The sequence below is a fragment of the Oceanobacillus damuensis genome (genome assembly GCF_001618145.1).
Taxonomy (GTDB): Bacteria; Bacillota; Bacilli; order Bacillales; family Amphibacillaceae; genus Oceanobacillus; species Oceanobacillus damuensis.
This window is the reverse complement of the sequence record NZ_LQNF01000009.1, coordinates 94,452-118,013: the sequence shown is the minus strand read 5'-3', so window position 1 is coordinate 118,013 and position 23,562 is coordinate 94,452. Positions and strand designations below refer to the sequence as shown.

Below are 23,562 nucleotides of genomic sequence, written 5' to 3'. Positions count from 1 at the left end.
GCCACGTCCAGCTCCAGCGCCCAGGGACTAGCGAGACTTCCTTCGCCTCCGTACGATAAAGAAGACTTGCCGACTGGCTTTGCCAGAGGCTTAGTCGCACTTATACCCTTGTGGTGAAAATCAACATCGACTCTGTTGCTTAAGGAAGGCCGACTAAAAACGGACTACGCCAACGTCGGCATACCCCTAAAGTGCAAGGGGCATGTTTCCTTTATCTCCTACGTAGGAATGTTCGACAAGTCGAACCACCCCATAGTACGGGGCGCAGTCCGTAGGTCCCTTAACGGGCGCTTGCGCTTTTGTTGATTATTAAGGCAATTGCAGTTGCTTGTTCTCTTTTGATTCTTTATATAACACGATATTATTTCCAATTATTTGCACGATTTCAGAATTGGTCCCATTCGACAGCTGTTCCGCTACATCGTCCTTATCTTCCACACAGTTTTGCAGAACACTTACTTTCAGCAGCTCTCTTTTTTCCAGAGCATCCGAAATCTGTTCAATCATATTCTCATTTACACCGGTTTTTCCAACCTGGAAAATCGGTTTTAAATGATGGGCCTCAGATCTTAAAAATCTTTTTTGTTTGCCTGTCAACATATTATCTTCCTTCCAGTAAAGCTTTTAATTTTATTTCCATATCACCAATATTCACTCTTTTGTTTGTCCAAATCTCAAAAGCATATTGTGCTTGATACAGTAACATCGTGTGACCATGATGCGTTTTTGCCCCGCGCTCGGCTGATTTACGCAGAAATTCGGTTTGCAGAGGCTGATATACAATATCACTGACAATTGTGCTCCTCTTGATTTTGTCTATGGATATGATTGCATTATTTTCATTCGGTTTCATACCGACCGAAGTAGTCTGTATGATAAGGTCATAGTCACCTAATGTTCTTTCTGCTTCTTCTAAAGTAAGTATATTTGTGCCCTTGGATGAAGAAGCGTTGCGGGCAATAGAAGAAGCACTTTCCTCTGTTCGGTTTGCAATATCTATAGCAGTAATACCTAGTGCATCGAGCGCAACGAAGATCCCTCTTGCGGCACCTCCAGCGCCAATTATCAAAACCTTGATTTCTTTGTTGTTTAGAAGTTTTGGAAATTTACTTTCCAAGGAACGGACATATCCAATCCCGTCCGTATTATGACCGATCCATTTTCCATCTTTATATGCAACCGTATTGACAGCCCCCATTTTCTCGGCGGTTTCATCCAGCATATCCAAATAAGGGATGATAGCCTGTTTATAAGGTACTGTGATATTAAACCCATCAACGCGCTCATTTTTCATTTGCATAATTCTTTCTTCAAAAGAATCGGTCTGCTTAATTTCCATTCTCGTATACGTTCCCTGTAAATTAGATTTCTCAAGAAATTGACCATGAATCCAAGGAGATAGGGAATGTTGTATTGGATAGCCAATAAGCTTGAAATGATATCCCATTTGAACCCTCCTTATAAAAGTGATTTACGCACGGAGACCGAAACTTCTTTTGGACTATGTGCTGTAATTGTAGTATTTTCCCCTGAAATACTTACCCACCCTAAACCAGGGAATACGATATCCATCTTTTCACTGTTCAATTTAAACGTGCTCGGAGTGAGCTTAGGCAATTGTTCCATTGTTTTTGCATTAGGGGGTGAAAGCAGCTCACCGATATGATTTTCATACAACTCATCAGCCTTCTCCAGCTTTGTCCGATGAATCGGCAGTTCATTGGAGAAATAGCAGACAAATGACTGCCTGTCCCCCTTGATGAAGTCGATTCTGGCCAGTCCACCGAAAAACAGTGTCTGCTCACTATTGAGTTGATACACTCTGGCTTTAATTTCTTTTTTGGGAGTGATTACTTTCAGATCTTCTTCGGATATATAATGGGCGATCTGCTGTTTATTGACAATACCTGGTGTATCAATTAAAGAGGATTGGTCATCCAAAGGAATCTCAATAAACCCTAGAGTGGTCCCGGGAAAATAGGAAGTGGTAATAACATCTTTTAACCCTGTCGTTTGCTTGATCAGACGATTAATGAATGTTGATTTTCCTACATTGGTTGTACCAACAATATATACATCTTTATTTTCTCTGTGCTTTTCGATTTGAACAGTTAGTTCTTCTATGCCTGTTCCTTTCGAAGAGGAAATCAGGAATACATCTTTTACTTTAATCCCAGCATCTTTTGCTTCAGATCGCAGCCATTGTTCCAATTTGTTGCGATTGGCAGACTTGGGCAATAGATCGAGTTTGTTTCCAACAAGTAAAATAGGATTATCTCCTGTTATCCTTGGGAGGCTCTTGATCAGACTCCCATTTACATCAAAAATATCAATAACATGAACAACCAAGCCGTTTGCATCTCTGATTGTGCTTACCATTTGAAGGAAATCATCATCCGTGATTGAAACATCCTGGATCTCGTTATAATGTTTTAATCTGAAGCAACGCTTGCATAATATGTTTTCCTTTTCTAATGATGAAGGTGGTGTATAACCTGCAGCATCCGGATTGTCTGTTTGGATTTGCACGCCGCACCCCTGGCAATAAATATGTTCCAAATCTATTCCTCCCAACTTATTTTCCCTTTGCGCCGCATATAGTTCAGGATTCTTCGTTCGATTTTCCTGTTAAAACGAGTTATCTTCCCATCGGTTTGTACGATTGGAACAACAAGAATCGTAAAAAAGCCGGCAAGATTTCCGCCAAGCACATCTGTTAACAGCTGATCTCCAATGACGACAACCTCTTCCTTCTTTAATTCCATTTCCTTTGCTACAGTTTTAAATGCCTTACTTAAAGGTTTTCTTGCACTAAATACAAAAGGGGTTCCTAATGGTTCGGAAAAAACCTGCACCCGTTCCTGATTATTGTTTGAAATGATCGTAACTTTTATATCATGATCTTTCATTGATTTAAACCACTGGATAACCTCCGGTGTGGCATCTTTTACATCCCAGGCCACCAGTGTATTATCCAAATCAGTAATAATTCCTTTAATTCCCTGTTTTTTCAATGTTTCCGGTTGAATGTCGAAAACACTTTTTACATGCTGATTTGGCAAAAAATACGTTAACATGTCATACACCTCAATGCGTTCAATTGGTATCACCTAAATACAATATCTCATTATAACCTAATCTTACTATAGTTTTACAGTGAAAACGGCTGATTAACCATATATACAACTAAATTATATCTATATGAGTAAAAAATAAAAGAAATAACTGATTTATTGTCAATATCAGAAAGAATCGTTCGACAAATTCCTGCATTCTTTTCACTGTGGATAACTTTGCTAACATTAAAAAAGGTTTAAGGTGAGCAGTTAACAGTTTTGATAACAGCTTTATACACAAGTTATCTACAAGCATATGTAGATAACTTGCGCCTTGTCCTGCTTTATGAAACATGTTAAATTATTAATAACTTCAAGACATAATATAATTAGGAGGGCTGTATGATGGAAAACTTATCAGATGAATTATTGCTGGAATCCTACTATACAGCATGTGAATTAAAATTAAGCCCTGATTTCCTCTCTTTATTTGAAGAAGAGATTCATAAAAGATCATTAGCTCATAAAATTAAATTCTCTGGCTAAACTTTATATAAAACAAAAAACAAAAGCCGGTTTCCAGTTCTGCACTATTGGAAGCCGGTTTTTTTCTGCAGATAGGAAAAGCAAACTTTCCTATCTGCAGTTGCATTCTGATGAATTTATAATTTTTTTTGATGAAATATCCCTGTTTCTTCTTATTTATAAAGTAAAAGATTAGGTCTTACCGTTGGTGATGTTATGCATGCATGTGCTTAAAATATAGGTTATACTGTTAAATAGTTCAGAAACCGCATAGATTTCGAGCCAAAATCCATACTACATTAGTCGTGATTAATTGTTTAAAAAGGAGGAATTTCAAATGACACTACTACATTGGGCTACAATCTCCCCCTTTTTGTTAGCCATCTTTATTCCATTTTTCTATAAATACCTTAAGAAAATTCACACGGGCTGGTTTGTTCTGATCTTGCCTCTCGTGTTGTTTGTCTACTTTTTGTCATTTATACCTGTAACTTCTTCCGGCGATGTAATTCTACGTTCGGTTCCTTGGGTTCCTTCCCTTGGAATAAACTTTGCACTGTATATTGACGGACTAAGTCTGTTATTTGCACTGCTGATTACAGGAATAGGTACACTGGTTGTACTGTATTCTATTTATTACTTATCTAAAGTAAAAGAAAAATTGAATAATTTCTACGTATATCTTTTGATGTTTATGGGGGCAATGCTCGGAGTTGTTTTATCTGACAATATCATTGTTATTTATGTGTTTTGGGAAGTGACAAGTATTGCATCTTCTCTATTGATCAGCTACTGGTTCCACCGTGAAAAATCCACATATGGCGCTCAAAAATCAATGTTTATAACTGTTTTTGGCGGCCTATCCATGCTTGGTGGTTTTTCACTGCTTTATGTTATGACTGGTACGTTCAGTATTAGAGAGATTATCGCGAATGTCGAATTGGTGACCGGCAGTGAGCTTTTCCTGCCAGCGATGATCTTAGTATTGCTTGGTGCTTTTACGAAATCAGCCCAATTTCCATTCCACATCTGGTTGCCAGATGCAATGGAGGCACCTACACCGGTAAGTGCATATTTGCACTCTGCAACAATGGTTAAAGCTGGTATTTATTTAGTTGCACGCCTGACTGCTGTCTTTGGAGGGAGTGCAGAGTGGTTCTGGATTATTACGCTTGCCGGTTTAACGACTTTAATGTGGGGTTCCGTATCGGCAATAAGGCAAAAAGATCTAAAAAGTATTCTGGCGTTCTCAACGATCAGTCAGCTCGGGTTAATTATGAGTCTGCTTGGTGTAGGTTCAGCTGCATATTATTTCAATGATGGGGACAATGCGCTATATACTGTTGCGATACTTGCTGCTGTATTCCATCTTATAAATCACGCTACATTTAAAGGCAGCTTATTTATGACCGCTGGAATTATTGATCATGAAACAGGCACTCGTGATATTCGTAAGCTTGGTGGCCTCATGACGATCATGCCCGTCACTGCTACGATTTCACTTGTCGGACTGGCCTCAATGGCTGGATTACCGCCATTCAATGGTTTCTTAAGTAAAGAACTGTTCTTTACCTCTATGTTGAATGCTACAGAGTTTGGTATTTTCAGTCTGGAAAGCTTCGGAATTATTTTACCGGTCTTAGCTTGGATTGCTAGCGTATTTACTTTTGCATACTGTTTAATCATGTTCTTTAAGACATTCACAGGTAAATTCAAACCTGAAGAGCTTGACGTGGATCATGTTCATGAAGCACCTTTTGGTATGTTGGTCAGCCCCATTATTCTTGGACTGCTGGTTGTCGTGTTTGGCCTTTTCCCGAATATCCTTGCCTATTCTTTGATAGAGCCGGCAATGGCAGCAATTTTGCCTGGGATTTTGGCTCCTGGTGAGGTTTTTGACGTGTATATCCACCACTGGCATGGATTTGTTCCCGAATTATTCATGACTATTGCTGTGGTCATCCTCGGAACATTAATTTTCCTTACAATGAAAAAGTGGTCCAAATCAGCTTTTTATCAAGGGGAACGTGATATATTCAACCAAGTTTATGATGGCGGGTATGATGGTCTGGTTAAAGGAGCTCAAGGAATAACCAGAATACAGATGACTGGCCGTCTTCGAGATTACTTTATGTATATGTGCAGTTTCATTATCCTTGTCCTGGGATACACCATGTACCGTTATGATGTGTTTTCGGTTGATACATCAAATTTATCACCTATCGATCCATATATGTGGGTGATCTCTATCATATTTATCGGTTCTGTCGTTTCTGTACCATTTATCAATAACCGCATCGGTGTCATTATCGTAACTGGTGTTGCAGGTTTCGTAGTAGCGCTTATGTTTGTCGTATTCAGGGCACCTGACTTAGCTTTAACACAGCTGCTGGTAGAGACGGTTACTGTAGTACTGTTTATGCTTGTGTTCTACCATCTGCCTAAACTGAAAAAAGAGCCCGTGAATAAACGGTTAAGCGTATTGAAGCTTATCATCTCTGTAGGATTCGGAGCGATCATGACGATGGTTTCGATAAGTGCTTTTGCTATGGGAAGTGGCGCTGGATTCCCTTCCATATCCGAGTATTTCATAGAGAATGCCAAAGAACTGGCTGGCGGATACAACATTGTCAATGTAATTCTGGTTGATTTCCGTGGACTTGATACGATGCTTGAAATACTGGTATTGGGTATTGCAGCACTTGCTGTTGTAACCATGATTAAACTCCGATTAAAAGGGAGTGAAGATGTGTGAGACAAAAACAAATAAAATCCAATGACGTTATGCTTCAAATCTTTGCAAGAATACTTATTCTTATTATTATCACCTTCTCGATTTACCTGTTACTCGCTGGACACAATAATCCAGGAGGCGGGTTTATCGGTGGGTTAATGACTGCCAGTGCCTTATTGATCATGTACTTGGCCTTTGATATGAAGACAATTACAAAAGCTATCCCCATCAACTTTACAACCATGATTGGAGCAGGTTTGTTGTTGGCTGTAGGAACCGGAATCGTCACAATGTTATTCGGTTACCCATTTTTAACCCAGTTTTTCGACTATTTTCATTTGCCAATACTGGGAGAAGCCGAACTTACAACCGCACTTCCCTTTGATTTAGGAGTTTATTTTGTGGTGGTTGGAAGTGCACTAACGATAATCTTGACGATTGCGGAGGATGATAAATAATGGAAATATTGATGTCTATTATGATCGGTATCGTTTTTACAGTCAGCATCTATTTATTTCTATCCAGAAGCTTACTCCGGGTAACTCTGGCAACTTTGCTAATGTCACATGGCGTTCATTTGCTCTTGCTGACAATGTCCGGCCTGCAAAGGGGTGCATCTCCTTTCCTGAATTTTCAGGCTGATGCATATACAGACCCCCTGCCCCAGGCTCTTGTGCTTACAGCGATTGTTATAAGCTTTGGTGTAACATCATTATTACTTGTTATGGCTTATCGTACTTTTAAAGTGCATAACACAGACGATTTAGACGAATTAAGGGGTTCTGCAGATGAATAATCTAGTTATACTCCCGATAATCTTTCCATTTGTTATCGGAGCAGTTTTAATATTATTGACAAAACATCATAAATTGCAGCGAATTGTCAGCGGAATATCCGCTCTGGTTCTGCTGGCAATTTCCATCTATCTTGCTGTAGTCGTATATCAGGATGGACTGATCGTACTTGAACTGGGTAATTGGCCCGCACCCTTTGGGATTGTTATGGTTGCAGACCTTTTATCCACGTTGATGGTTTTACTGTCCACACTGGTAAGTACAGTCTGTTTGTTCTTTGCTTTCAAAACGATTTCACCCGAGAGGGAAAAATTTTACTTTTATCCCCTATACTTCTTTCTTTTGATTGGAGTGAACGGCGCATTTTTAACAGGTGATTTATTTAACCTATTTGTATTTTTCGAAGTAATGCTTATTGCATCCTATGCACTGATTGTGCATGGAGGTACAAGCTATCAGCTTCGTGAGTCATTCAAATACGTTATTATCAATGTATTTGCATCAGCGTTGTTTATCGTCGCAATTGCTTGGACATATTCTATTACCGGAACACTTAACATGGCGCACCTCGCTGAAAGAGTTGCAGAATTGGAACAGTCCGGAGTACTGAATGTGGTTGCTATCCTGTTTCTCATTGTTTTCGCAATGAAAGGTGCCCTTTTTCCACTGTATTTTTGGCTTCCAAGGTCATATTATGGGCCACCAGCGGCAATTGCCGCTCTATTCGGCGGACTTTTGACCAAGGTTGGTATTTATGCGATTATCCGAACATTTACTTTAATCTTTAATCATGATCCTGGTTACACACACAAAGGTATAATTGTGACGATTGCCGGGTTTACTATGTTATTTGGTGTTCTTGGTGCAGTATCGCAGTTTGACTTTAAACGAATTCTTTCCTACCATATCATCAGTCAGGTAGGATATATGGTAATGGGTCTCGGGATATTTACTCCCCTTGCAGTTGCTGGAGCGATTTATTATATTGCCCACCATATGATTGTAAAAACTGCCCTATTCCTATTTGCAGGTGTTGCGCAGAGAGTTACTGGCACTACAGATCTGAAGCAAATGGGTGGATTACTTAAGACCCACCCCGTGCTTGCCTGGATGTTCTTCATTACGGCAATATCGCTAGCAGGTATTCCGCCACTAAGTGGGTTCTTCAGTAAATTCCCGATTATTTTAGCAGGTTTTGAAGAAGCACAGTACGTAATATCTGGAGTGGCATTGTTGGTAGGATTATTAACACTGTTTTCTATGATGAAGATTTTCAGTTATGCTTTTTGGGGTGAACAGAAACATACTGAGGAACAAGCTAGACTTCCGATTGGTAAACTATTGCTTCCGATTGCACCGCTTGTAGCACTGACAATCATACTTGGATTTGCTGCTGAGCCTATGTTCGTGTATTCATTGGAAGTGGCTGAACAAATCATGGACCCATCCATTTACATCGAATCTGTTCTTAAGGAGTAGTTGCTATGGCTTTTCAAGTCTTATTAAATGTATTTATTGCCGTTATTTGGATGTTCCTGCAAAATAATTATACGGCACTAAGCTTTTTCATAGGTTATGTAGTTGGTATATTCGTTTTATTCGTCATAAGACGTTTTCTGTTATTCGATTTTTATTTCATCCGAGTCTGGGCTGTGATGAAACTGATCTTGTTGTTTTTCAAAGAATTAATTAAGGCAAATATTGATGTTGTCAGAATCGTATTAAGCCCTAATCTAAACAATAAGCCGGCCATTGTGGCAGTTACCACGGAACTTGATACTGATCTGGAGGTATCCATCCTTGCAGCTCTAATTTCACTGACACCCGGTACTGTATCAATGGATTTTTCGGATGACTCCAGAACCATCTATGTGCACTCCATAGATGTTCCGAATAAGGATGAAATGGTGGATCAGATTCATAATACATTCGAAAGGGCAATCATGGAGGTGACAAAATAATGTTTGAGATAATTTTAATGGCTGCATTAGTTATGATGTCAGTTGCCTTGCTTGTTTTCTTTGTACGTACGCTCATCGGCCCTTCCATTGCCGATCGTATTTTAGGTCTTGATGCTATCGGCGTTACTTTGGTGGGTTTTATAGGTATTCTTATGATTCTGCAAGATACTATCGTTTATTCTGATGTGGTACTTGTTCTGAGCATACTCTCCTTCGTAGGAACAGTAGCATTATCGAAATTCTTGGAAAGGGGTGCTGTTTTTGAACGCGGTGATTGAAACAGTAATCGTTATACTGATTGTAATAGGTGTTTTCTTTACTTTACTAAGTGCCATCGGGCTTATCCGACTTCCCGATGTGTACAGCAGAACACATGCAGCCGGAAAGAGTGCAACGCTCGGTGTTATGACAATTATGGTTGCGGCATTTCTTTATTTTATGAGTCAGGGTATTGTTAATGCCAAAATACTATTGGCTATTCTGTTTATTTTCATGACAGCCCCCTTGTCGTCCCTAATGGTAAACCGCTCAGCGTATCGAAGCGGTGTCCCTCTTTCAAAAAATACGATTGGTGATGATTTAAAAGAAAGATATGAAGATTGAGTAAATATGTATATTGGATAAAAATTGAATTCTAGCTTCTAGAGGATTCAATTTTTTATCCCCTTTTTTCCCCTTTTTTATTTTCTGCATCCCCAACCATTATTGACATGGAACTAAATTTTCAAAAATAATTCAAAAAGCCCGTTTTCTGCATTAATCGGTTAAAATTTTTCAAATAGGGGTATATTAAAATAACGGCTGCAACGAACTGTATGGTGATAAGTAATAAATGATACGAGAGGGTTTTTACATTGAATACATATGAGTTATTATCAAGCTTGAAAATAAAAGAAATTTATGGACAGCTACCCAAAACGATTGGGTCAATTCATCATGACTCCAGAGAGTCTAAACCAAATTCATTATTTGCATGTTTACGAGGATATACGGTGGATGGCCATGATTATTATTTAGAGGCGATTAAAAATGGAGCGACGATCATTGTTGCGGAAGAGATGCTTGAAATGGACTTAGACAAAACTGCTCTCATTGTAGTAAAAGATTCCTATAAGGCATTAGCAATACTGGCTAGTAAATTTTACAGCTATCCTTCTCAACGCATGACTTTATTCGGTGTAACCGGAACAAATGGGAAGACGACCGTAACAACTCTCATGAAGCATCTCCTGCAAAAGAATAATAGCCAGGTCGCATTATCAGGGACAAACGGTTTCGATTTTGACAATGAGATCTCACCAAGCAATAATACCACTTGTGATGTCTTGACGAACCAGAAGATGCTTCATAAGGCACACCATCTCGGAATTGACCATATGATTATGGAAGTTTCATCCCACGGATTAATACAAGGAAGGTTGTGGGGAATTGATTTTGATATCGTAACATTTACTAATCTTTCCCAGGACCATCTAGATTATCACGATACAATGGATCAATACGGCAATACAAAAAGTCTCCTCTTCTCCCAGCTGGGCAATGATTTATCGAAGCATAAAGCGGCCGTACTGAATAAGGATGAATCCTGGTTTGTAACGTATAACTCAATGACTCCATTTGAAGTCATTTCGTATGCTATATACAGTGACGCAGATTTCAAAGCGGTTGATATAAGATATTATGAGGATGCAACATATTTCACTTTACTCTCACCGGAAGGGAAATATCCCATCCAAACGAAGCTGCTTGGGGAATTTAATGTTTACAACATACTGGCTGCGATAGCTTCTGTCTATGCAAAAGGTGATTATGCAGTAGCAGACTTAGCTAAAACGGTGAAGGATATCGAACAAATTAATGGCAGAATGCAAAAGTTGGATGTTGACATACCGATCCGTGTATATATTGATTATGCACATACACCAGATGCAATCGAAAAATCAATCTCTTCCGTTGCTCCTTTCAAACAAAACAGAATAATTTTTGTTGCAGGTACTGGTGGTAACAGGGACCCGTTGAAGCGACCGATCATGGCTGAAAAGGCATCTGCTGCCGATTATGTGATTCTTACGATCAATGATCCGCGTTTTGAAGACCCTGCTGACATTTTGTACGATATGGAAAAAGGCATGCAGCACGACAATTACGAGCTAATTCCGGATCGCAAAGAGGCGATACTGCAGGCAATCGAAATAAGTGAACCTGGTGATATTGTTATAATTGCCGGGAAAGGACAGGAAGATTATCAAATTATCGAAGACAAAAAATACCCGCATAGTGACATGGACATTGCCTTGGAAAAATGTATGTCAAAGTTTCATTTTAAAGTGTAAAATTTATTCATAAAACCTTCTATAAGATTATTATCATGGACAGACACGAATTACTCCCAAGCTTCATAAAGATGTTATATAGGCAAATACCCACACCACATCTTTTCCTTTTTGAAGCAGCCTATTTACCTGGGAGGTGATCGTGTTTGTCCGGGATTTTATCTGTTCTTGCTCTTCTGATTAAAGAAGCCCTCTTTTTTGTTTCCTATGTTAAGAACCATGCATTCCCACAGCCCCTGCCCTCTGATGAAGAAGCTAAATACATTCAGGAAATGCAAAATGGCAGTGAAACAGCGAGAAATAAGTTAATTGAACATAATTTGCGCCTAGTTGCACATATCGTCAAAAAGTTTGAAAATACAGGAGAAGATATGGAAGATTTAATATCAATCGGTACCATTGGATTAATCAAAGGTGTTGAAAGTTTCTCTTCTGACAAAGGTACGAAGCTGGCTACGTATGCAGCAAGATGTATTGAAAATGAAATACTTATGCATCTTCGCGCACTGAAAAAGGTCAAAAAAGACGTGTCCCTGCATGATCCGATTGGTCAGGATAAAGAAGGTAATGAAATTAGCCTAATTGATATTCTTGAAGCGGAAAACGACAATGTCATCGAGTATATCCAACTGAATATGGAAATTGCAAAAATGCAAAAGTATTTCTCCGTTCTCGATAAACGTGAACGTGAAGTTATCATTTTCCGTTATGGGCTAAACGACCACAATGAAATGACCCAAAGAGAAATAGCCAAAAAGCTAAACATTTCAAGAAGCTATGTATCAAGGATTGAAAAAAGAGCATTAATGAAAGTTTTTCATGAGTATTATCGGAAGGAAAGACAAAATTAAAGCAGGAGCGCTAAATATACGATTTGGCGCTCCTGCTTTATTGTTTACATGTCTTTAATCATAGTCATAATTAATTGTGCTGCATTTTTGGCCGCTTTATCAAGAAACTGATCAAAAGAGAGCGACGATTTCTTTCCTGCAATATCAGACAATGCACGGATAATTACAAATGGTTTCCCATATTGATGACAGACCTGTGCAACTGCAGCTGCTTCCATTTCAGAAGCGAGCATGGAAGGAAACTTAGTGCGTACAAATGCTACTTTTTCCGGATCTTCCATAAAAGCGTCGCCAGTTGCAATGATTCCTTTTTCATAATTAATTTCAATGTCGCTGATGGCAGAGACAGCCTGGTCAATTAACAGTTGATCAGCTGTATACATCGCAGGAAGACCTGGAACCTGTCCATAAGCATAGTCAAAAGCTGTCACATCAACATCATGGTGAACGACCTTCGTAGAGATTACTACATCCCCTACTTCCAGTTTTTCTGCAAATCCTCCAGCTGACCCAGTATTGATAACATGGCTGGGTGAAAAGCGCTCATGCATAATCGTTGTTGCCATCGCTGCATTGACTTTGCCAATCCCTGATTTTAGTAATACAACATCTTTATCCTGTATTTTCCCTTCAACGAACAGACAATTAGCAACTGTTTGTTCATTCTTATCCGTCATGCTTTCCAACAAAAGTGCAACTTCTTCGTCCATTGCACCAATAATACCGATTTTCATGATGTGTCCTCCAAATTCGTTATCCAAATTATTGTTTTTTATCATTTTCAATAAGAAGTTCTACCTTCGTCGGTTGCCAGCCTTCATTGTCCACCCAGCTCATGAAAACACGATAGACATTCGTCTCCTCGCTATCCGAAACAGTAGCGACAACTTTTTGGTCTCCGCCGTTCTCGACCCACCATTCTACCATTTCACTTTCATCGATTCCTGTTGCGGTAGATGCGGCCCGCTTAATCTCAATACGATCCTGCGAACCATCTGAATAATTAGTAGTATGTGGTCCTTCCTGTTCTGTGCCTACTGGTTCCCAGTCACCTGTATAAGCTTCAGCTACATTGTCATCAGAAGGTTCTGCCGGTTCGGTTTCTGTATTTTCCTCTTCTTCGTCTTCATTGGCTTTTTCTTCTTCCGATTCAGTTTGTTCAGTAGATTCTTCATTATCGGCATCGTCATTGGTTGCTGAATCACCATCTATTCCATTGTCATTGGATTCTTCATCAGAAGGCTCCATATTAAGGAAATCGGATGATTCCTCTCCCTCGTTTGCCGCCTGTTCATTACCAGCTTCCTCATTGCCGCCTCCGAAAAACCATATACCCAGCAATATGATCAGGAGAATTGCTCCAACTATAAGGAAAATAGAAATTGCCTTTGTATTTTTTCTACGTTTTTCAAATTTGTTCAATCTTGAATGGTTGTCAGATTTGCCCATTTCTATTCCCTCCTATTAACATTAATATAGTATCATATTATAGGTTATATGCCGATTTAAAACAAAATTATAGGGTTGAATAATATTAATTACCGTTATTATACCGGGCATAGATATGACAGGACCAATAAACCAAACTACTAATACCGAAATCTGATTAAGAGAGCAATTACAGGAATAATAGCAGTCTTCCACTATCACAATAATTGTTTAAGATTCTCTTACAGTAACTGCCAAGCCACATCACACCCACTACTGTATCAACTGACTATTTCTGCAAAAATTTAGCATATTTATTTTTTGTTTAGCCATTTTTTTATTTGCTTAAATTGATTATAACGCATATTCCGCTGATTATTGCGTCTCCGTTCTTTTTGCAGGAGATATTCATGCTTCGGACCGATGACAATACCTATAATCACAACTCCCATTAAGATCGGTATACCAAGTGCTATTCCGGTAGCAAGTCCAATATTATCTGTCATGCCAATATCCAATATGAAATCCCGCATGAAAATAATGAAGGACATGAGAGCCTTTACGACTGCCAAAATTATATTTTCAATTACATTGCCAATAGATTCACCAATATTATCGACTACTTGCTGCCTCCATTGAGCATACTGAACACACACTATTTTTAAATGAATCACATTTATATCACATTCATTTTGCCAAATTGAATTTGTCATGACATCTATTCGTTTGCTGTGTTATTTTTATGGTACTAATATTTTTTTTTTAGGATTTCGAAGTCAGTCGGTGTCATCTGTATTCTGACTGAGCATTGTAAGTAGACCATTAATCAGGAAATCAATATATGTGCCACTCAAGCTTAGCGGGATAAGCTACGTCTCTAATAATAACTAATTCATTGATATTATTCTTTCAGTTTTTCGATTTCTTCATCTATCGTTTCTGTTGCGGGTTGCTTTTCTTCCTCGTCTAAATCAGCAATAGTTTGATAGTGTCGATTAGTTCCTTATACTTTTTATTGATCCATGTCTTTTCAATCAGGACTTCAACTTCATCCGATTCGATGGCGAGAATTGCATCATTTGCTTCTTCCTTGTTCAATACAGCAAGTGCTTCTGCTGCTTCGATATGATAGACCTCACTGATTTCAGAAGCCTTTGTTAAACTTGCACATCCAGTTTGTAGGGCTGACCCAGAAATAGTGAAAAGTATAGGAACTTTTCCATTGCAACGCCCTAATTTCCTTAATTTTTTAACTTTGTATGTATTGCACCATCTGTCCCTATGATGCAGATTAATTTAATTATTGCTTTGCCTCTTCTGAAGCTATAATCCAGGTTACTTGGTTACTTGAACCAGAACCAGCAACCCCTGATCGGAGACGGAAGTATTGTGTATCTCCTTCGGCAATCATTGTAACCCACTGACCTGATACTTCATCACCTGGCTTAAGTTCACCAGCCATTTCCTCAACACTTTCAAAACTGTCCGCATAATCCTGGTAGCCAGTTCTTTCTAAATCACTCGTTACTTCCAAACCATATAGCAGATCACGAACAGATTGAGTCTCTTCACCAGTGTTCTTAATCGTCAGATCCAAGATGATAAACCCAGCCAATTGAGAGGGTGTATCATCAAGTTCTTCCACAATCTTTGCGTTTTCTAATGTTATCTCATAAGTTGTTAGATCGGAATCAAATCTTCCTGTTTCACCAATGGTTAAATTTTCTTGATCTTCAGTTTCTGAATTAAAGCTGGTTTCAGAAGAGCTATCTGTAGTTTGCCCCTCATCTTGTATTTGTGTTTCGGTATTATTTAAATCAATCTTTTCTTCTGCCTCACTATCACTGCATGCAGCAAGTAAGGCAGAAACTAAGAATATAATAGAGACGGATGCATATAATTTTTTCATAATTTAAGTACCCCTTTATTAGCAGAATATTTTAGTTCACTAAAATTGTTTTGCAGATTCAATTACCATTGCACCTCTTCAGCGGGTATTGTCCAAATAACCTGATTGCTGCTGCCTGACCCCGATATTCCAGATCTTAAACGGAAGTAATACTCTTCTGCTTCATAAATATCAGTAATGAATTGACCTTTTACCTCATTACCAGGTGCAAGTTTACCTGTCATTTCTTCGACACTTTCGAAATACTCTGCCCCATCTTGCCTGCCTGTTTTATCCATATCTTCAGTTACCTCAAGACCATACATTAGATCTTTAACTGTTTGTGTATCTTCCCCTGTATTTTTCAATGTTATATCAAGCAATATTAAATGATCGAGCAAGGATTCTTCTCCATCTAATTCACCCTCAATTATTTTTGCACCATCTAATGTAATCTCGTAAGTTGTTAGATCTGAATCTATCTGACCTGTATCACCAATAGCAAATCCTAATTGGTCCTCTATGCCAGTAGAAAATCCACCTTTAGTTTGCTCTTCAGATTCTGTATTCTCATCTTGTTCCTCAGATTCGCTTGTAGAATCTTCTGTAGTGATATCCGTTGATTGGCTCTCTTCGCTCTCCTCGGTTTCATTATCATTAGCTTTATTATTATTTTCTGTATTATTCTCATTACTGCACGCTACTAAAATTATTCCACATAATATTAAAACTGATAATAATTTTAATACTTTTTCCATGTCCTTTCACCTCATATTCCATTAGTATGAATAGTTAATTTCCTTATCAATATAATACATTTTCCCTTCAACCCGACCACTAAGTGCACCTGTCTTTCCGAGCATATCCATAATTCCTGGGATAAACCATAACTCAATTGATGCTGTTGCATCTGCTGTTATATACGTTGATGCTTGTGTTAAGTCTGCATTGGTGTCATGTTCAAGCACAGCCATTGCTCTCTCAGTTGTTTTTCGTTCTGGATGAGCAAATAAATAAAGAAAGGAAGAATCATTGCTGCTTCAAGTGTTAAACTCCCTCGATTATTTTTCAAAAAACGTTTCAATGTGATCGCTCCCACGAATTCCTATCGTTTTGCTTCAGTTGCATCGAATTCCCATGTCAGTTTATTCTGGTACTCATCATCACCGAAATAGATCATGTACGTATCTACCTCATAGTTCGCGAGAAGTACTATATTTCCGGTCCTTTCTTCTCCAGGTGCTGTTGGTTTCTGTTTACTCATTGCATTTTCAACACCTATTCCTGTATTCCCAGTGCCCAGAAAATCACCTTCGAAACTATCATTTTCTATCTCCTGATTATCCTTAGCATCAACCAAAAGCGGATATTCGACACCCTGTCCCGGAATTTCAATGTCTCCGTGATTTTTCATCGTATAGTTGGCAATCACATAGACATCATCAGCCGAATCATTTCCTCTAGGTCTTTCTCCATTAATTTCAGTCGCAATTTCAACTGAATTTAAGGTGAATTCCAAAATATTCCTATTGGCATAATCAATCACCCAGCCATTATCTCCTATTGACAGGTCAAACTGATCCTTAATCGCCAATGGTTCTTCATTCTCGATCAATTCCTCAGGTACCGGGATGGATGCAGCTGCATCCTCGCCATTTCCACATGCCGATAGGAGCAAAACTCCCATTAATAGAACCACTATGTTAAAAATTTTTTTATCCATCTTTCTATCCTCCCATTTTATTTCCAGATTTAGTTGAAGAAATAATATGTATGCACTAAACCATAAGTAATATCGGTACTATATAGATTAATAAACTATTGGGATGCTTGTTTACTTACAGGCAGAGAAAAAGAATATGCCAGCCTATTTTTTCAGTCTTCCAACACCCATTTAATTTTCAAATTAAGATGGGATTAATTATGTATGCTCTGCACCATATTAATACCGGTGCAGAGTGGATTATTAAACTAAACTATTGGTTAACCTCTTCACTAGGGATAACCCATGTTACCTGGTTACTTGAACCCGATCCTGCAATCCCTGTTCTAAGAAGGAAATAATACGTATCTCCTGTATATGTTTCCGCATAAAATTTACCAGATGTTTCCTTCCCTGGAGCAAGTTCCATTTTTATCGAATCATTACTGCCATCGAAATTATATCCGTAAACCTGGTAACCACTCATATCGAGATTATCCGTTACTTCTAAACCATAAAGTAGATCATCGGTAGACTGTGTATCCTCACCAGTATTTTTAATTGTTAACTCAACGATTAGGAATGCGTCCAACTGAGATGCTGTACCATCTATTTCATCAACCAATTCTGCATTCTCCAGCGTGATTTCATATGTGGTAAGGTCAGAATCAAATCTGCCTGTGTCTCCAATCGATAAATCCAATTGATCCTCGGTACCTGTTGTAAAGCCACCATTAGTGGAACCTTGATCCTTTACCTCTGTTTCCTCATCTTCATCGACTTGATCTTCCTTATTGTTGTTTTCTGCAGCAGTGTCCGTTTCCTCTTTATTATCTCCTGTTGTATCCTCATCAGCTGTAGTTTCTTCATTAACCGGAGTTTCTTCATCTTCAGTACTATCACTACAGGCACCTAATAACACCATAGTTAAAATTAAAATAGTCATAGTAATTAAAACTTTTTTCATTCTTAACACCTCATCATCTTAGTTTCTAGTACGAGTAATTTATCTCTTTTTCAATAAATATGTCCTACATCATATTACTAAATATGTCACATCTTTTTAAGAGCAACCCACAAAAACAGTAATTAAGTCCTGTTTTTGTGTGGAATTTATCTTTAATTAAAGATAATCTGCTTTTATTCATTTATATTATGAGTCATTTTCCATACGTTTTTATATTTTTATGTAATTTTATTCGGGTTACATTAAAATTTTCCAATATATGAAAAGTAATTTATAAGTAAAATTTTCCATTTTCTAATTTAAGCTATTTCTAAAAAAGGAATTATTTGGTAATGTTATAGCCATTTTGCACTAGGTATAATTATCTAAAAGCATTTTTAAGTGACAAAGTAATCGGGATTGTAATAATTTTGTAATATTAACTCCACGTTCAATTTACTTTTTGATTCATTGATTTCAGAAAAATCCTCTTCCCTGTCTCTTTAGACCTCAATACACTATTACAGCTAACTTAAATACCTACTGAATAGATTGCATAAACAGTCTAATCGTATCATTATTAAAACAAACCGGTATGATAGTATAAATAAGAATTCAATATTCTAAATACAGAACAGGAGGTAATTGAGTTGGAGTGTACAAATTGTGGTTATAAATTAACCGGCCCGAAACATTATTGTCCAGAATATGGCACAGATCTGGCCGAACAGTATGAAGCAAGAAACATTGCTCTTAAGAAAAAGATTCTATTCGGTAGCATTATTGGAATTATCTTAATAGCCTTTATTGTTTTTTACAATATTGGAAGTAATAGATACAATCCAGAATTGGCAATTTCCGAATTTGAAGAAGCAGTAAAAAATGCAGATATAAGTCAACTAATGAATTTTTTAACACCTGCAGATGAATCGATGGAGATAACCGAAGAAAACATAGCAGCATTTTTGTCCTATCTGGAAGAAAATCCTGAAGTACAAGAAGAGTTGCTCAAAAAATTTAAACAGCAGGCGGCCAATATAAACTCAAATGAATCCGGTAATCATGCCTCCGTATACACAGACGATATGTACGCTACACTAAATCTAACGAAGCAAGATAAACGATGGTTGGTATTTGATGATTATAAAATGGAAGTAGTGCCGGCATTTATCTATCTTTACACAAATCATGAAAATATCACACTATATATTAATAAAGAACAAGTAGCAACAACAAACAACGGGGAATTTGAGGCAAGATTCGATCCGTTCATGCCTGGTTCCTACTCATTGAAAGCCTTTTTTGATAATACATATGCTAAAGCCTAATTCACGAATGAAGTAAATCTCTATGACAAAGGACAAGAAGCAGTTTTAAGTTCTTTCGACCTGCCTCTTGCCGAAATTATGGTTAATGCAAGTGCTGATGATTTTACTTTATATGTAAATGGCGAAAAGACTGATATTGTCCTTAATGAAGGTGAGCAATCCATAGGGGAATTTCCAAATGACGGGTCTGTGAAACTAGAAATTAGAAAAGAATGTCCGTGGGGTGTCGTAAAAAGCGATGAATATAATTGACCAGGATAATTATTTTATTTTTGATGTTTTTTGTATGCATTTTCCGAGGAAGATTTGAATGAGCTGATGGAACAATTGAACCAAACGGTTGCTCAATATCAATTAGCCCTTTCGTAAAGAGATGCTTCTTTACTAACAGAAGGAGGAACGGATAATCTGAAAGCTTCTTTAGAAGACCATATCGATGTGGTAAATTTGGAAAGGCCGGATTATGAAGGGGAGCTTGTCAAAGCTATCTATGATATGAGCCAAATATCAGACCCGGTATATAAAGATGAATTAAATGCATATATTATGACGTTGAGAGTACACCATGTTTTCCGTGTGCCGAACTCAAACCTCGGCTGGTTATGGAGAGACTTGGATAAAGATGAATTCAGAAGAACAGCGCTTTTAACAGTTTTGTATGATGAAGAAGAGATAGAGTGGAAATTGGAATCGAAAGAAAATCTATATTTTACAATTACAACGTCCGATCAGAGAGTTCTTAAATTAAATTAGCAAATAAACAGAAAAAAAGCGAGGCATGTCCCCGCTTTTTTTCTGTTTTATCTATATTAGTCAACCTTTACGATTTTTACCTGTATATCACCACCAGGTGTTGCAACTGCAACCTCTGTACCGACTTCATGTCCCAATAGGCTTTTCGCCATTGGAGAGTCATTCGATATTTTACCTTCAAATGGATCTGCCTCTGCGCTGCCAACAATGGTGAACGTTTCTTCTTCACCATCAGGTAACTCCACGAAGGTTACGGATTTCCCTAAAGATACTACGTTTGGGTTATCATTGTCATTTTCAATGATAACTGCATTTCGGATCATTTTCTCCACTTGCGTAATGCGTTGTTCAACAAAGGCTTGCTCATCCTTTGCCGCATCATATTCGGAGTTCTCGGACAGATCACCGAAGTCACGTGCAACTTTAATGCGTTCCACTACTTCCTGTCTTCTATCTGTCTTAAGAAAATGCAATTCTTTCTCTAACTTTTCTTTCCCCTCTTGAGTCATATAATAACTTTTCTCTACAGCCATTAAAAACACTCCTTCTTTTCACTGTGCAAATAAAAATAAGCTTTAAAGCTTATGCGTTGGGTAGTATGAATATACTAATCAATACTATGGCAGATTTGATTAAATTTTTCAATATTTTTGATTGATTTATTTCTTGGCAGGCAGGAAAGTGCAAACTCACCAACCTGCATAAGCGCAACTATGGCTGTCACCGAAAAAGCTTGGTGCCAACCAAGTTTTTTAAGTGTCATTTGATAATATTGTTTCAATCTTTGTAGCCATAATATCAATTGCTACGTGGTTTTGTCCACCTTCAGGTATAATGATATCGGCATAACGCTTCGTTGGTTCGATAAATTGAAGATGCGATGGCCGGACATTATTAATGTACTGATCTATCACAGAATCAAGCGTACGGCCTCTCTCCTTTATATCTCTCAACAATCTTCTTATAATCCTCAAGTCTGCATCTGTATCCACAAATACTTTGATATCCATCAGATCGACCAGTCTAGGATCTTCCAGAATTAAAATGCCCTCTACAATTATAACTTCCTTTGGTTCTACATGAATAATATCAGCAGATCTTGTATGAATTTTATAATCATAAACAGGTTTTTCTATGGCTTTGTTGTCCATCAGCTGGTGCAGATGATCTATCAATAAATCATTGTCAAATGCCAAAGGGTGATCATAGTTTGTATTCAATCGTTCTTCCAGTGGAAGATGGCTCTGGTCTTTATAATAATAATCCTGTTCGATGACAAGAATCGATTTATCTGCAAATCGCTTGCAGATGGAACGTGTTACCGATGTTTTCCCGCTGCCGCTTCCACCAGCCACTCCGATGACTACCGGTTTATTTTTCATAGGCTTAATAGCACCTTTCCTTACGTTAATTTAAGACTTACTGCTACGCCATCCCCAACAGGTACGATTGAAGTTTTATAATTAGGATGGTTCATCAGCATTGTATTATAATTCCTTATTTTTTCTACCATTTTTTTATATCTTTTTGGGACAGCTTCTGGGTCTGCCACATAACCTCGGAATAATACATTATCTGTAATAATCATTCCATTTTTATTCAGCATGGGCTCGGCAAGATCAAAAAATCGCTGGTACTGACCCTTCGCAGCATCGATGAAAATTAAATCGAACTTATGTTTTTGTGCAGAAAGCTCCATTAGTTTATCCAGAGCATCACCAAGTATGACTTTTATTTGATCTTGTTTATTCTGAATGCTTATGTTTAGAATAGCCTGTTTATAGCGCTCAGCATCTTTTTCAATCGTTACAATGGAACAATCCGGACAGGCCTCCACCATTCTTAATGCGGAGTAGCCGATTGCCGTTCCGATCTCCAGGATTTTTTCCGGTTTAGACGTTCGGGTCAATTGCATGACAAAATTAATACCGACTCTGTCCATAATCGGGACATTTTCATTTTTCGCCTGTATTTCCAGTTCGTTAATCCAATTATGCTCGTTTGGATGTATTTCATTTAAGTAGTTGTTTAGCTTTTCGTTCATCTTAGCTACCTCTTTAATTAGAAATATCTCAATAAAAATGGGAAATGTGAAGACAGCTCCACATTTCCATATCAATTGATGTATGCATCTCTGTTTTGAAGATGTTCCTCATGTGTTTCCGCATAATAGATATTACCTTCTGAGTCATGAAGGAAATACATATAATCCGATTCTGCAGGTTCCACGACGGCCTTTAATGAGTTTTCAGCGAAGTTGGAAATCGGACCAATGGGCAGTGCTTCCACATAATACGTATTATATGGTGATTCAATTTCCAAATCCGCATATGTCACTCTTTCATTGTGTTCACCAATGGCATAAAGCACGGTCGGGTCTGTTTGCAGTGGCATCCCAGTTTCCATTCGATTATAGAAAACGCGGGAAATTTGCTGCCGCTGTTCTTCGCTGGCAGTCTCCCTTTCGACGAGTGACGCAAATGTTAATGCTTCATGTACCGTGAAATTCAATTGCTCCACGTCCTCTGCATATTCTGCGTAGACCTTTTGTGTCTGGGAAAGCATCTCGTCAATGATTGTCTCTATACTTGGTTCTTCTTCATAGAAATTATATGTTGAAGCGAACAGATAACCTTCCAGTGGAGTTCTGATTTCCGGGTCGAGTATATCTTCCGATAAAAGATCCGGATAGTTGGCGATTAGTTCTTCAATATATGCCTGATCATTAACTTGCTCGAGAAATTCCTCTTTTGTAAAGTCAAATCTCTCACTGTATATTTGTGCTATCTGATCAACTGTCAAACCTTCAGGTATCGTAACAGTGTGGACTGGTTCCAACATAACTCGTCCATGTTTTAATGACTCAATAATCTCATCAAAAGTAACGGCAGGTGTAAACGTATACTCCCCAGCCTGAAAGTCAGCGTCATTATTTAGTTTAGTATAGAATTGAAAAATCCTTCCATCCCTAATAATTCCATTTTCCTCCAAAATGCTGGATATGGTTGAAGTTGAAGACCCAATTGGGATTTCTACTGTAATTTGCTCCTCACTTTCCGGATCCACTGGTTCAAGGGCAGATTTAACGTACAGAAACCCTGATATCCCGCCAATAATCAATATTAACAGTATCCCTATAAGAATAATAAATACGATCTTTCTGACAGTGCTGGCTTCTTCACTTCTGGCAATAAGGTTTTCCTTAAAACTGCCAGTCTTTTTTTTCTTAGACATCCAGTATCCCCCCTTCATCCGCTATATTA

30 protein-coding genes and 1 pseudogene are annotated in these 23,562 nt (G+C 38.1%); 13 read left to right on the top strand and 18 right to left on the bottom strand.

Annotation, left to right across the window (positions count from 1 at the left end; genetic code table 11):
• Positions 1 to 309: 309 nt before the first annotated feature.
• From yhbY to A4245_RS08760, 4 genes are read right to left on the bottom strand one after another with little or no spacing between them, the layout of a single operon-like run.
• Positions 310 to 600 carry a ribosome assembly RNA-binding protein YhbY gene (gene yhbY / locus A4245_RS08775; protein WP_067727351.1) on the bottom strand — a complete coding sequence of 97 codons (291 nt, stop codon included), beginning with the start codon at positions 598 to 600 and terminating at the stop codon, positions 310 to 312.
• A gap of 1 nt (position 601) precedes the next feature.
• A complete protein-coding gene (gene aroE, locus A4245_RS08770) occupies positions 602 to 1,447 on the bottom strand; it encodes a shikimate dehydrogenase (RefSeq protein WP_067727350.1) in 846 nt (281 codons plus the stop codon).
• Positions 1,448 to 1,458: 11 nt separating this feature from the next.
• Positions 1,459 to 2,559 carry a ribosome biogenesis GTPase YqeH gene (gene yqeH / locus A4245_RS08765; RefSeq protein WP_067727349.1) on the bottom strand — a complete coding sequence of 367 codons (1,101 nt, stop codon included), beginning with the start codon at positions 2,557 to 2,559 and terminating at the stop codon, positions 1,459 to 1,461.
• Positions 2,560 to 2,561: 2 nt separating this feature from the next.
• Positions 2,562 to 3,077 carry a YqeG family HAD IIIA-type phosphatase gene (locus A4245_RS08760; RefSeq protein ID WP_067727348.1) on the bottom strand — a complete coding sequence of 172 codons (516 nt, stop codon included), beginning with the start codon at positions 3,075 to 3,077 and terminating at the stop codon, positions 2,562 to 2,564.
• 384 nt (positions 3,078 to 3,461) lie between these two features.
• On the opposite strand from A4245_RS08760, the gene A4245_RS08755 reads away from it, so the two are divergent.
• The 10 genes from A4245_RS08755 to sigK all read left to right on the top strand — a co-directional run bounded on the left by A4245_RS08755 (position 3,462) and on the right by sigK (position 12,254).
• A complete protein-coding gene (locus A4245_RS08755; protein ID WP_067727347.1) occupies positions 3,462 to 3,602 on the top strand; it encodes a sporulation histidine kinase inhibitor Sda in 141 nt (46 codons plus the stop codon).
• A gap of 316 nt (positions 3,603 to 3,918) precedes the next feature.
• The gene (locus A4245_RS08750; protein ID WP_067727346.1) at positions 3,919 to 6,336 is read left to right on the top strand and encodes a Na+/H+ antiporter subunit A; all 2,418 of its coding nucleotides are present in this window, start codon (positions 3,919 to 3,921) and stop codon (positions 6,334 to 6,336) included.
• Positions 6,333 to 6,773, top strand: coding sequence for a Na(+)/H(+) antiporter subunit B (locus A4245_RS08745; RefSeq protein WP_267886909.1), 441 nt, complete (start codon positions 6,333 to 6,335; stop codon positions 6,771 to 6,773). Before A4245_RS08750 ends, A4245_RS08745 begins: the two co-directional genes overlap by 4 nt.
• Positions 6,773 to 7,111 carry a Na(+)/H(+) antiporter subunit C gene (locus A4245_RS08740; RefSeq protein ID WP_067727345.1) on the top strand — a complete coding sequence of 113 codons (339 nt, stop codon included), beginning with the start codon at positions 6,773 to 6,775 and terminating at the stop codon, positions 7,109 to 7,111. The genes A4245_RS08745 and A4245_RS08740 overlap by 1 nt, the downstream gene beginning before the upstream one ends.
• Complete coding sequence (locus A4245_RS08735) at positions 7,104 to 8,588, top strand: Na+/H+ antiporter subunit D (protein WP_067727344.1); 1,485 nt, start codon at positions 7,104 to 7,106, stop codon at positions 8,586 to 8,588. The genes A4245_RS08740 and A4245_RS08735 overlap by 8 nt, the downstream gene beginning before the upstream one ends.
• 5 nt (positions 8,589 to 8,593) lie before the next feature.
• Positions 8,594 to 9,070 carry a Na+/H+ antiporter subunit E gene (locus A4245_RS08730; RefSeq protein ID WP_067727343.1) on the top strand — a complete coding sequence of 159 codons (477 nt, stop codon included), beginning with the start codon at positions 8,594 to 8,596 and terminating at the stop codon, positions 9,068 to 9,070.
• Positions 9,070 to 9,348: a Na(+)/H(+) antiporter subunit F1 gene (locus A4245_RS08725; RefSeq protein WP_067727342.1), complete on the top strand. Its 279-nt coding sequence runs from the start codon at positions 9,070 to 9,072 to the stop codon at positions 9,346 to 9,348. The genes A4245_RS08730 and A4245_RS08725 overlap by 1 nt, the downstream gene beginning before the upstream one ends.
• The gene (gene mnhG, locus A4245_RS08720; protein ID WP_324609851.1) at positions 9,323 to 9,673 is read left to right on the top strand and encodes a monovalent cation/H(+) antiporter subunit G; all 351 of its coding nucleotides are present in this window, start codon (positions 9,323 to 9,325) and stop codon (positions 9,671 to 9,673) included. The genes A4245_RS08725 and mnhG overlap by 26 nt, the downstream gene beginning before the upstream one ends.
• Positions 9,674 to 9,924: 251 nt before the next feature.
• On the top strand, positions 9,925 to 11,403 hold the full coding sequence (locus A4245_RS08715) for a UDP-N-acetylmuramoyl-L-alanyl-D-glutamate--2,6-diaminopimelate ligase (RefSeq protein WP_067727340.1): 1,479 nt from the start codon (positions 9,925 to 9,927) through the stop codon (positions 11,401 to 11,403).
• A 146-nt stretch (positions 11,404 to 11,549) separates the two neighbouring features.
• Positions 11,550 to 12,254 carry an RNA polymerase sporulation sigma factor SigK gene (gene sigK / locus A4245_RS08710; RefSeq protein WP_067727339.1) on the top strand — a complete coding sequence of 235 codons (705 nt, stop codon included), beginning with the start codon at positions 11,550 to 11,552 and terminating at the stop codon, positions 12,252 to 12,254.
• A 44-nt stretch (positions 12,255 to 12,298) separates the two neighbouring features.
• On the opposite strand, the gene mtnN is transcribed toward sigK, so the two are convergent.
• From mtnN to A4245_RS08670, 10 genes are all read right to left on the bottom strand, one after another.
• Positions 12,299 to 12,988: a 5'-methylthioadenosine/S-adenosylhomocysteine nucleosidase gene (gene mtnN, locus A4245_RS08705; RefSeq protein ID WP_067727396.1), complete on the bottom strand. Its 690-nt coding sequence runs from the start codon at positions 12,986 to 12,988 to the stop codon at positions 12,299 to 12,301.
• A gap of 28 nt (positions 12,989 to 13,016) precedes the next feature.
• A complete protein-coding gene (locus A4245_RS08700; protein ID WP_067727338.1) occupies positions 13,017 to 13,703 on the bottom strand; it encodes a YrrS family protein in 687 nt (228 codons plus the stop codon).
• 293 nt (positions 13,704 to 13,996) lie between these two features.
• Positions 13,997 to 14,395, bottom strand: a complete 399-nt coding sequence (locus A4245_RS08695) for a hypothetical protein (protein WP_067727337.1) — start codon at positions 14,393 to 14,395, stop codon at positions 13,997 to 13,999.
• A 253-nt stretch (positions 14,396 to 14,648) separates the two neighbouring features.
• Positions 14,649 to 14,780, bottom strand: a complete 132-nt coding sequence (locus tag A4245_RS20780; RefSeq protein WP_267886908.1) for a hypothetical protein — start codon at positions 14,778 to 14,780, stop codon at positions 14,649 to 14,651.
• 202 nt (positions 14,781 to 14,982) lie between these two features.
• Positions 14,983 to 15,591 (bottom strand): DUF4352 domain-containing protein, encoded by a 609-nt coding sequence (locus tag A4245_RS08690; RefSeq protein ID WP_067727336.1) that lies wholly within the window; start codon positions 15,589 to 15,591, stop codon positions 14,983 to 14,985.
• A 62-nt stretch (positions 15,592 to 15,653) separates the two neighbouring features.
• Positions 15,654 to 16,328 carry a DUF4352 domain-containing protein gene (locus A4245_RS08685; protein WP_067727335.1) on the bottom strand — a complete coding sequence of 225 codons (675 nt, stop codon included), beginning with the start codon at positions 16,326 to 16,328 and terminating at the stop codon, positions 15,654 to 15,656.
• Between the two features lie 21 nt (positions 16,329 to 16,349).
• On the bottom strand, positions 16,350 to 16,538 hold the full coding sequence (locus A4245_RS08680; RefSeq protein ID WP_157087686.1) for a hypothetical protein: 189 nt from the start codon (positions 16,536 to 16,538) through the stop codon (positions 16,350 to 16,352).
• A complete protein-coding gene (locus tag A4245_RS20075) occupies positions 16,508 to 16,654 on the bottom strand; it encodes a TadE/TadG family type IV pilus assembly protein (RefSeq protein ID WP_157087685.1) in 147 nt (48 codons plus the stop codon). The genes A4245_RS08680 and A4245_RS20075 overlap by 31 nt, the downstream gene beginning before the upstream one ends.
• A gap of 21 nt (positions 16,655 to 16,675) precedes the next feature.
• Positions 16,676 to 17,293: a DUF4352 domain-containing protein gene (locus A4245_RS08675; protein WP_067727333.1), complete on the bottom strand. Its 618-nt coding sequence runs from the start codon at positions 17,291 to 17,293 to the stop codon at positions 16,676 to 16,678.
• Between the two features lie 253 nt (positions 17,294 to 17,546).
• A complete protein-coding gene (locus A4245_RS08670) occupies positions 17,547 to 18,239 on the bottom strand; it encodes a DUF4352 domain-containing protein (RefSeq protein WP_067727332.1) in 693 nt (230 codons plus the stop codon).
• 629 nt (positions 18,240 to 18,868) lie between these two features.
• Between A4245_RS08670 and A4245_RS08665 the strand changes: the two genes are divergently transcribed.
• The 3 genes and pseudogenes from A4245_RS08665 to A4245_RS08660 all read left to right on the top strand — a co-directional run.
• Positions 18,869 to 19,546, top strand: a complete 678-nt coding sequence (locus tag A4245_RS08665) for a TcaA second domain-containing protein (protein ID WP_067727331.1) — start codon at positions 18,869 to 18,871, stop codon at positions 19,544 to 19,546.
• 78 nt (positions 19,547 to 19,624) lie between these two features.
• A complete protein-coding gene (locus tag A4245_RS20940; RefSeq protein ID WP_407668376.1) occupies positions 19,625 to 19,798 on the top strand; it encodes a TcaA 3rd/4th domain-containing protein in 174 nt (57 codons plus the stop codon).
• Positions 19,799 to 19,927: 129 nt separating this feature from the next.
• A pseudogene (locus tag A4245_RS08660) lies at positions 19,928 to 20,299 on the top strand (hypothetical protein); the annotation flags it as partial.
• 56 nt (positions 20,300 to 20,355) lie between these two features.
• On the opposite strand, the gene greA reads toward A4245_RS08660, so the two are convergent.
• The 4 genes from greA to mltG form a co-directional block, all read right to left on the bottom strand.
• Positions 20,356 to 20,832, bottom strand: a complete 477-nt coding sequence (gene greA, locus A4245_RS08655; RefSeq protein WP_067727329.1) for a transcription elongation factor GreA — start codon at positions 20,830 to 20,832, stop codon at positions 20,356 to 20,358.
• A gap of 219 nt (positions 20,833 to 21,051) precedes the next feature.
• Entirely contained in the window at positions 21,052 to 21,681 is a 630-nt protein-coding gene (udk, locus tag A4245_RS08650) for a uridine kinase (RefSeq protein ID WP_067727328.1), read from the bottom strand.
• Between the two features lie 20 nt (positions 21,682 to 21,701).
• A complete protein-coding gene (locus A4245_RS08645; RefSeq protein ID WP_067727327.1) occupies positions 21,702 to 22,343 on the bottom strand; it encodes an O-methyltransferase in 642 nt (213 codons plus the stop codon).
• A gap of 71 nt (positions 22,344 to 22,414) precedes the next feature.
• Complete coding sequence (gene mltG / locus A4245_RS08640) at positions 22,415 to 23,533, bottom strand: endolytic transglycosylase MltG (RefSeq protein ID WP_067727326.1); 1,119 nt, start codon at positions 23,531 to 23,533, stop codon at positions 22,415 to 22,417.
• Positions 23,534 to 23,562: the final 29 nt, after the last annotated feature.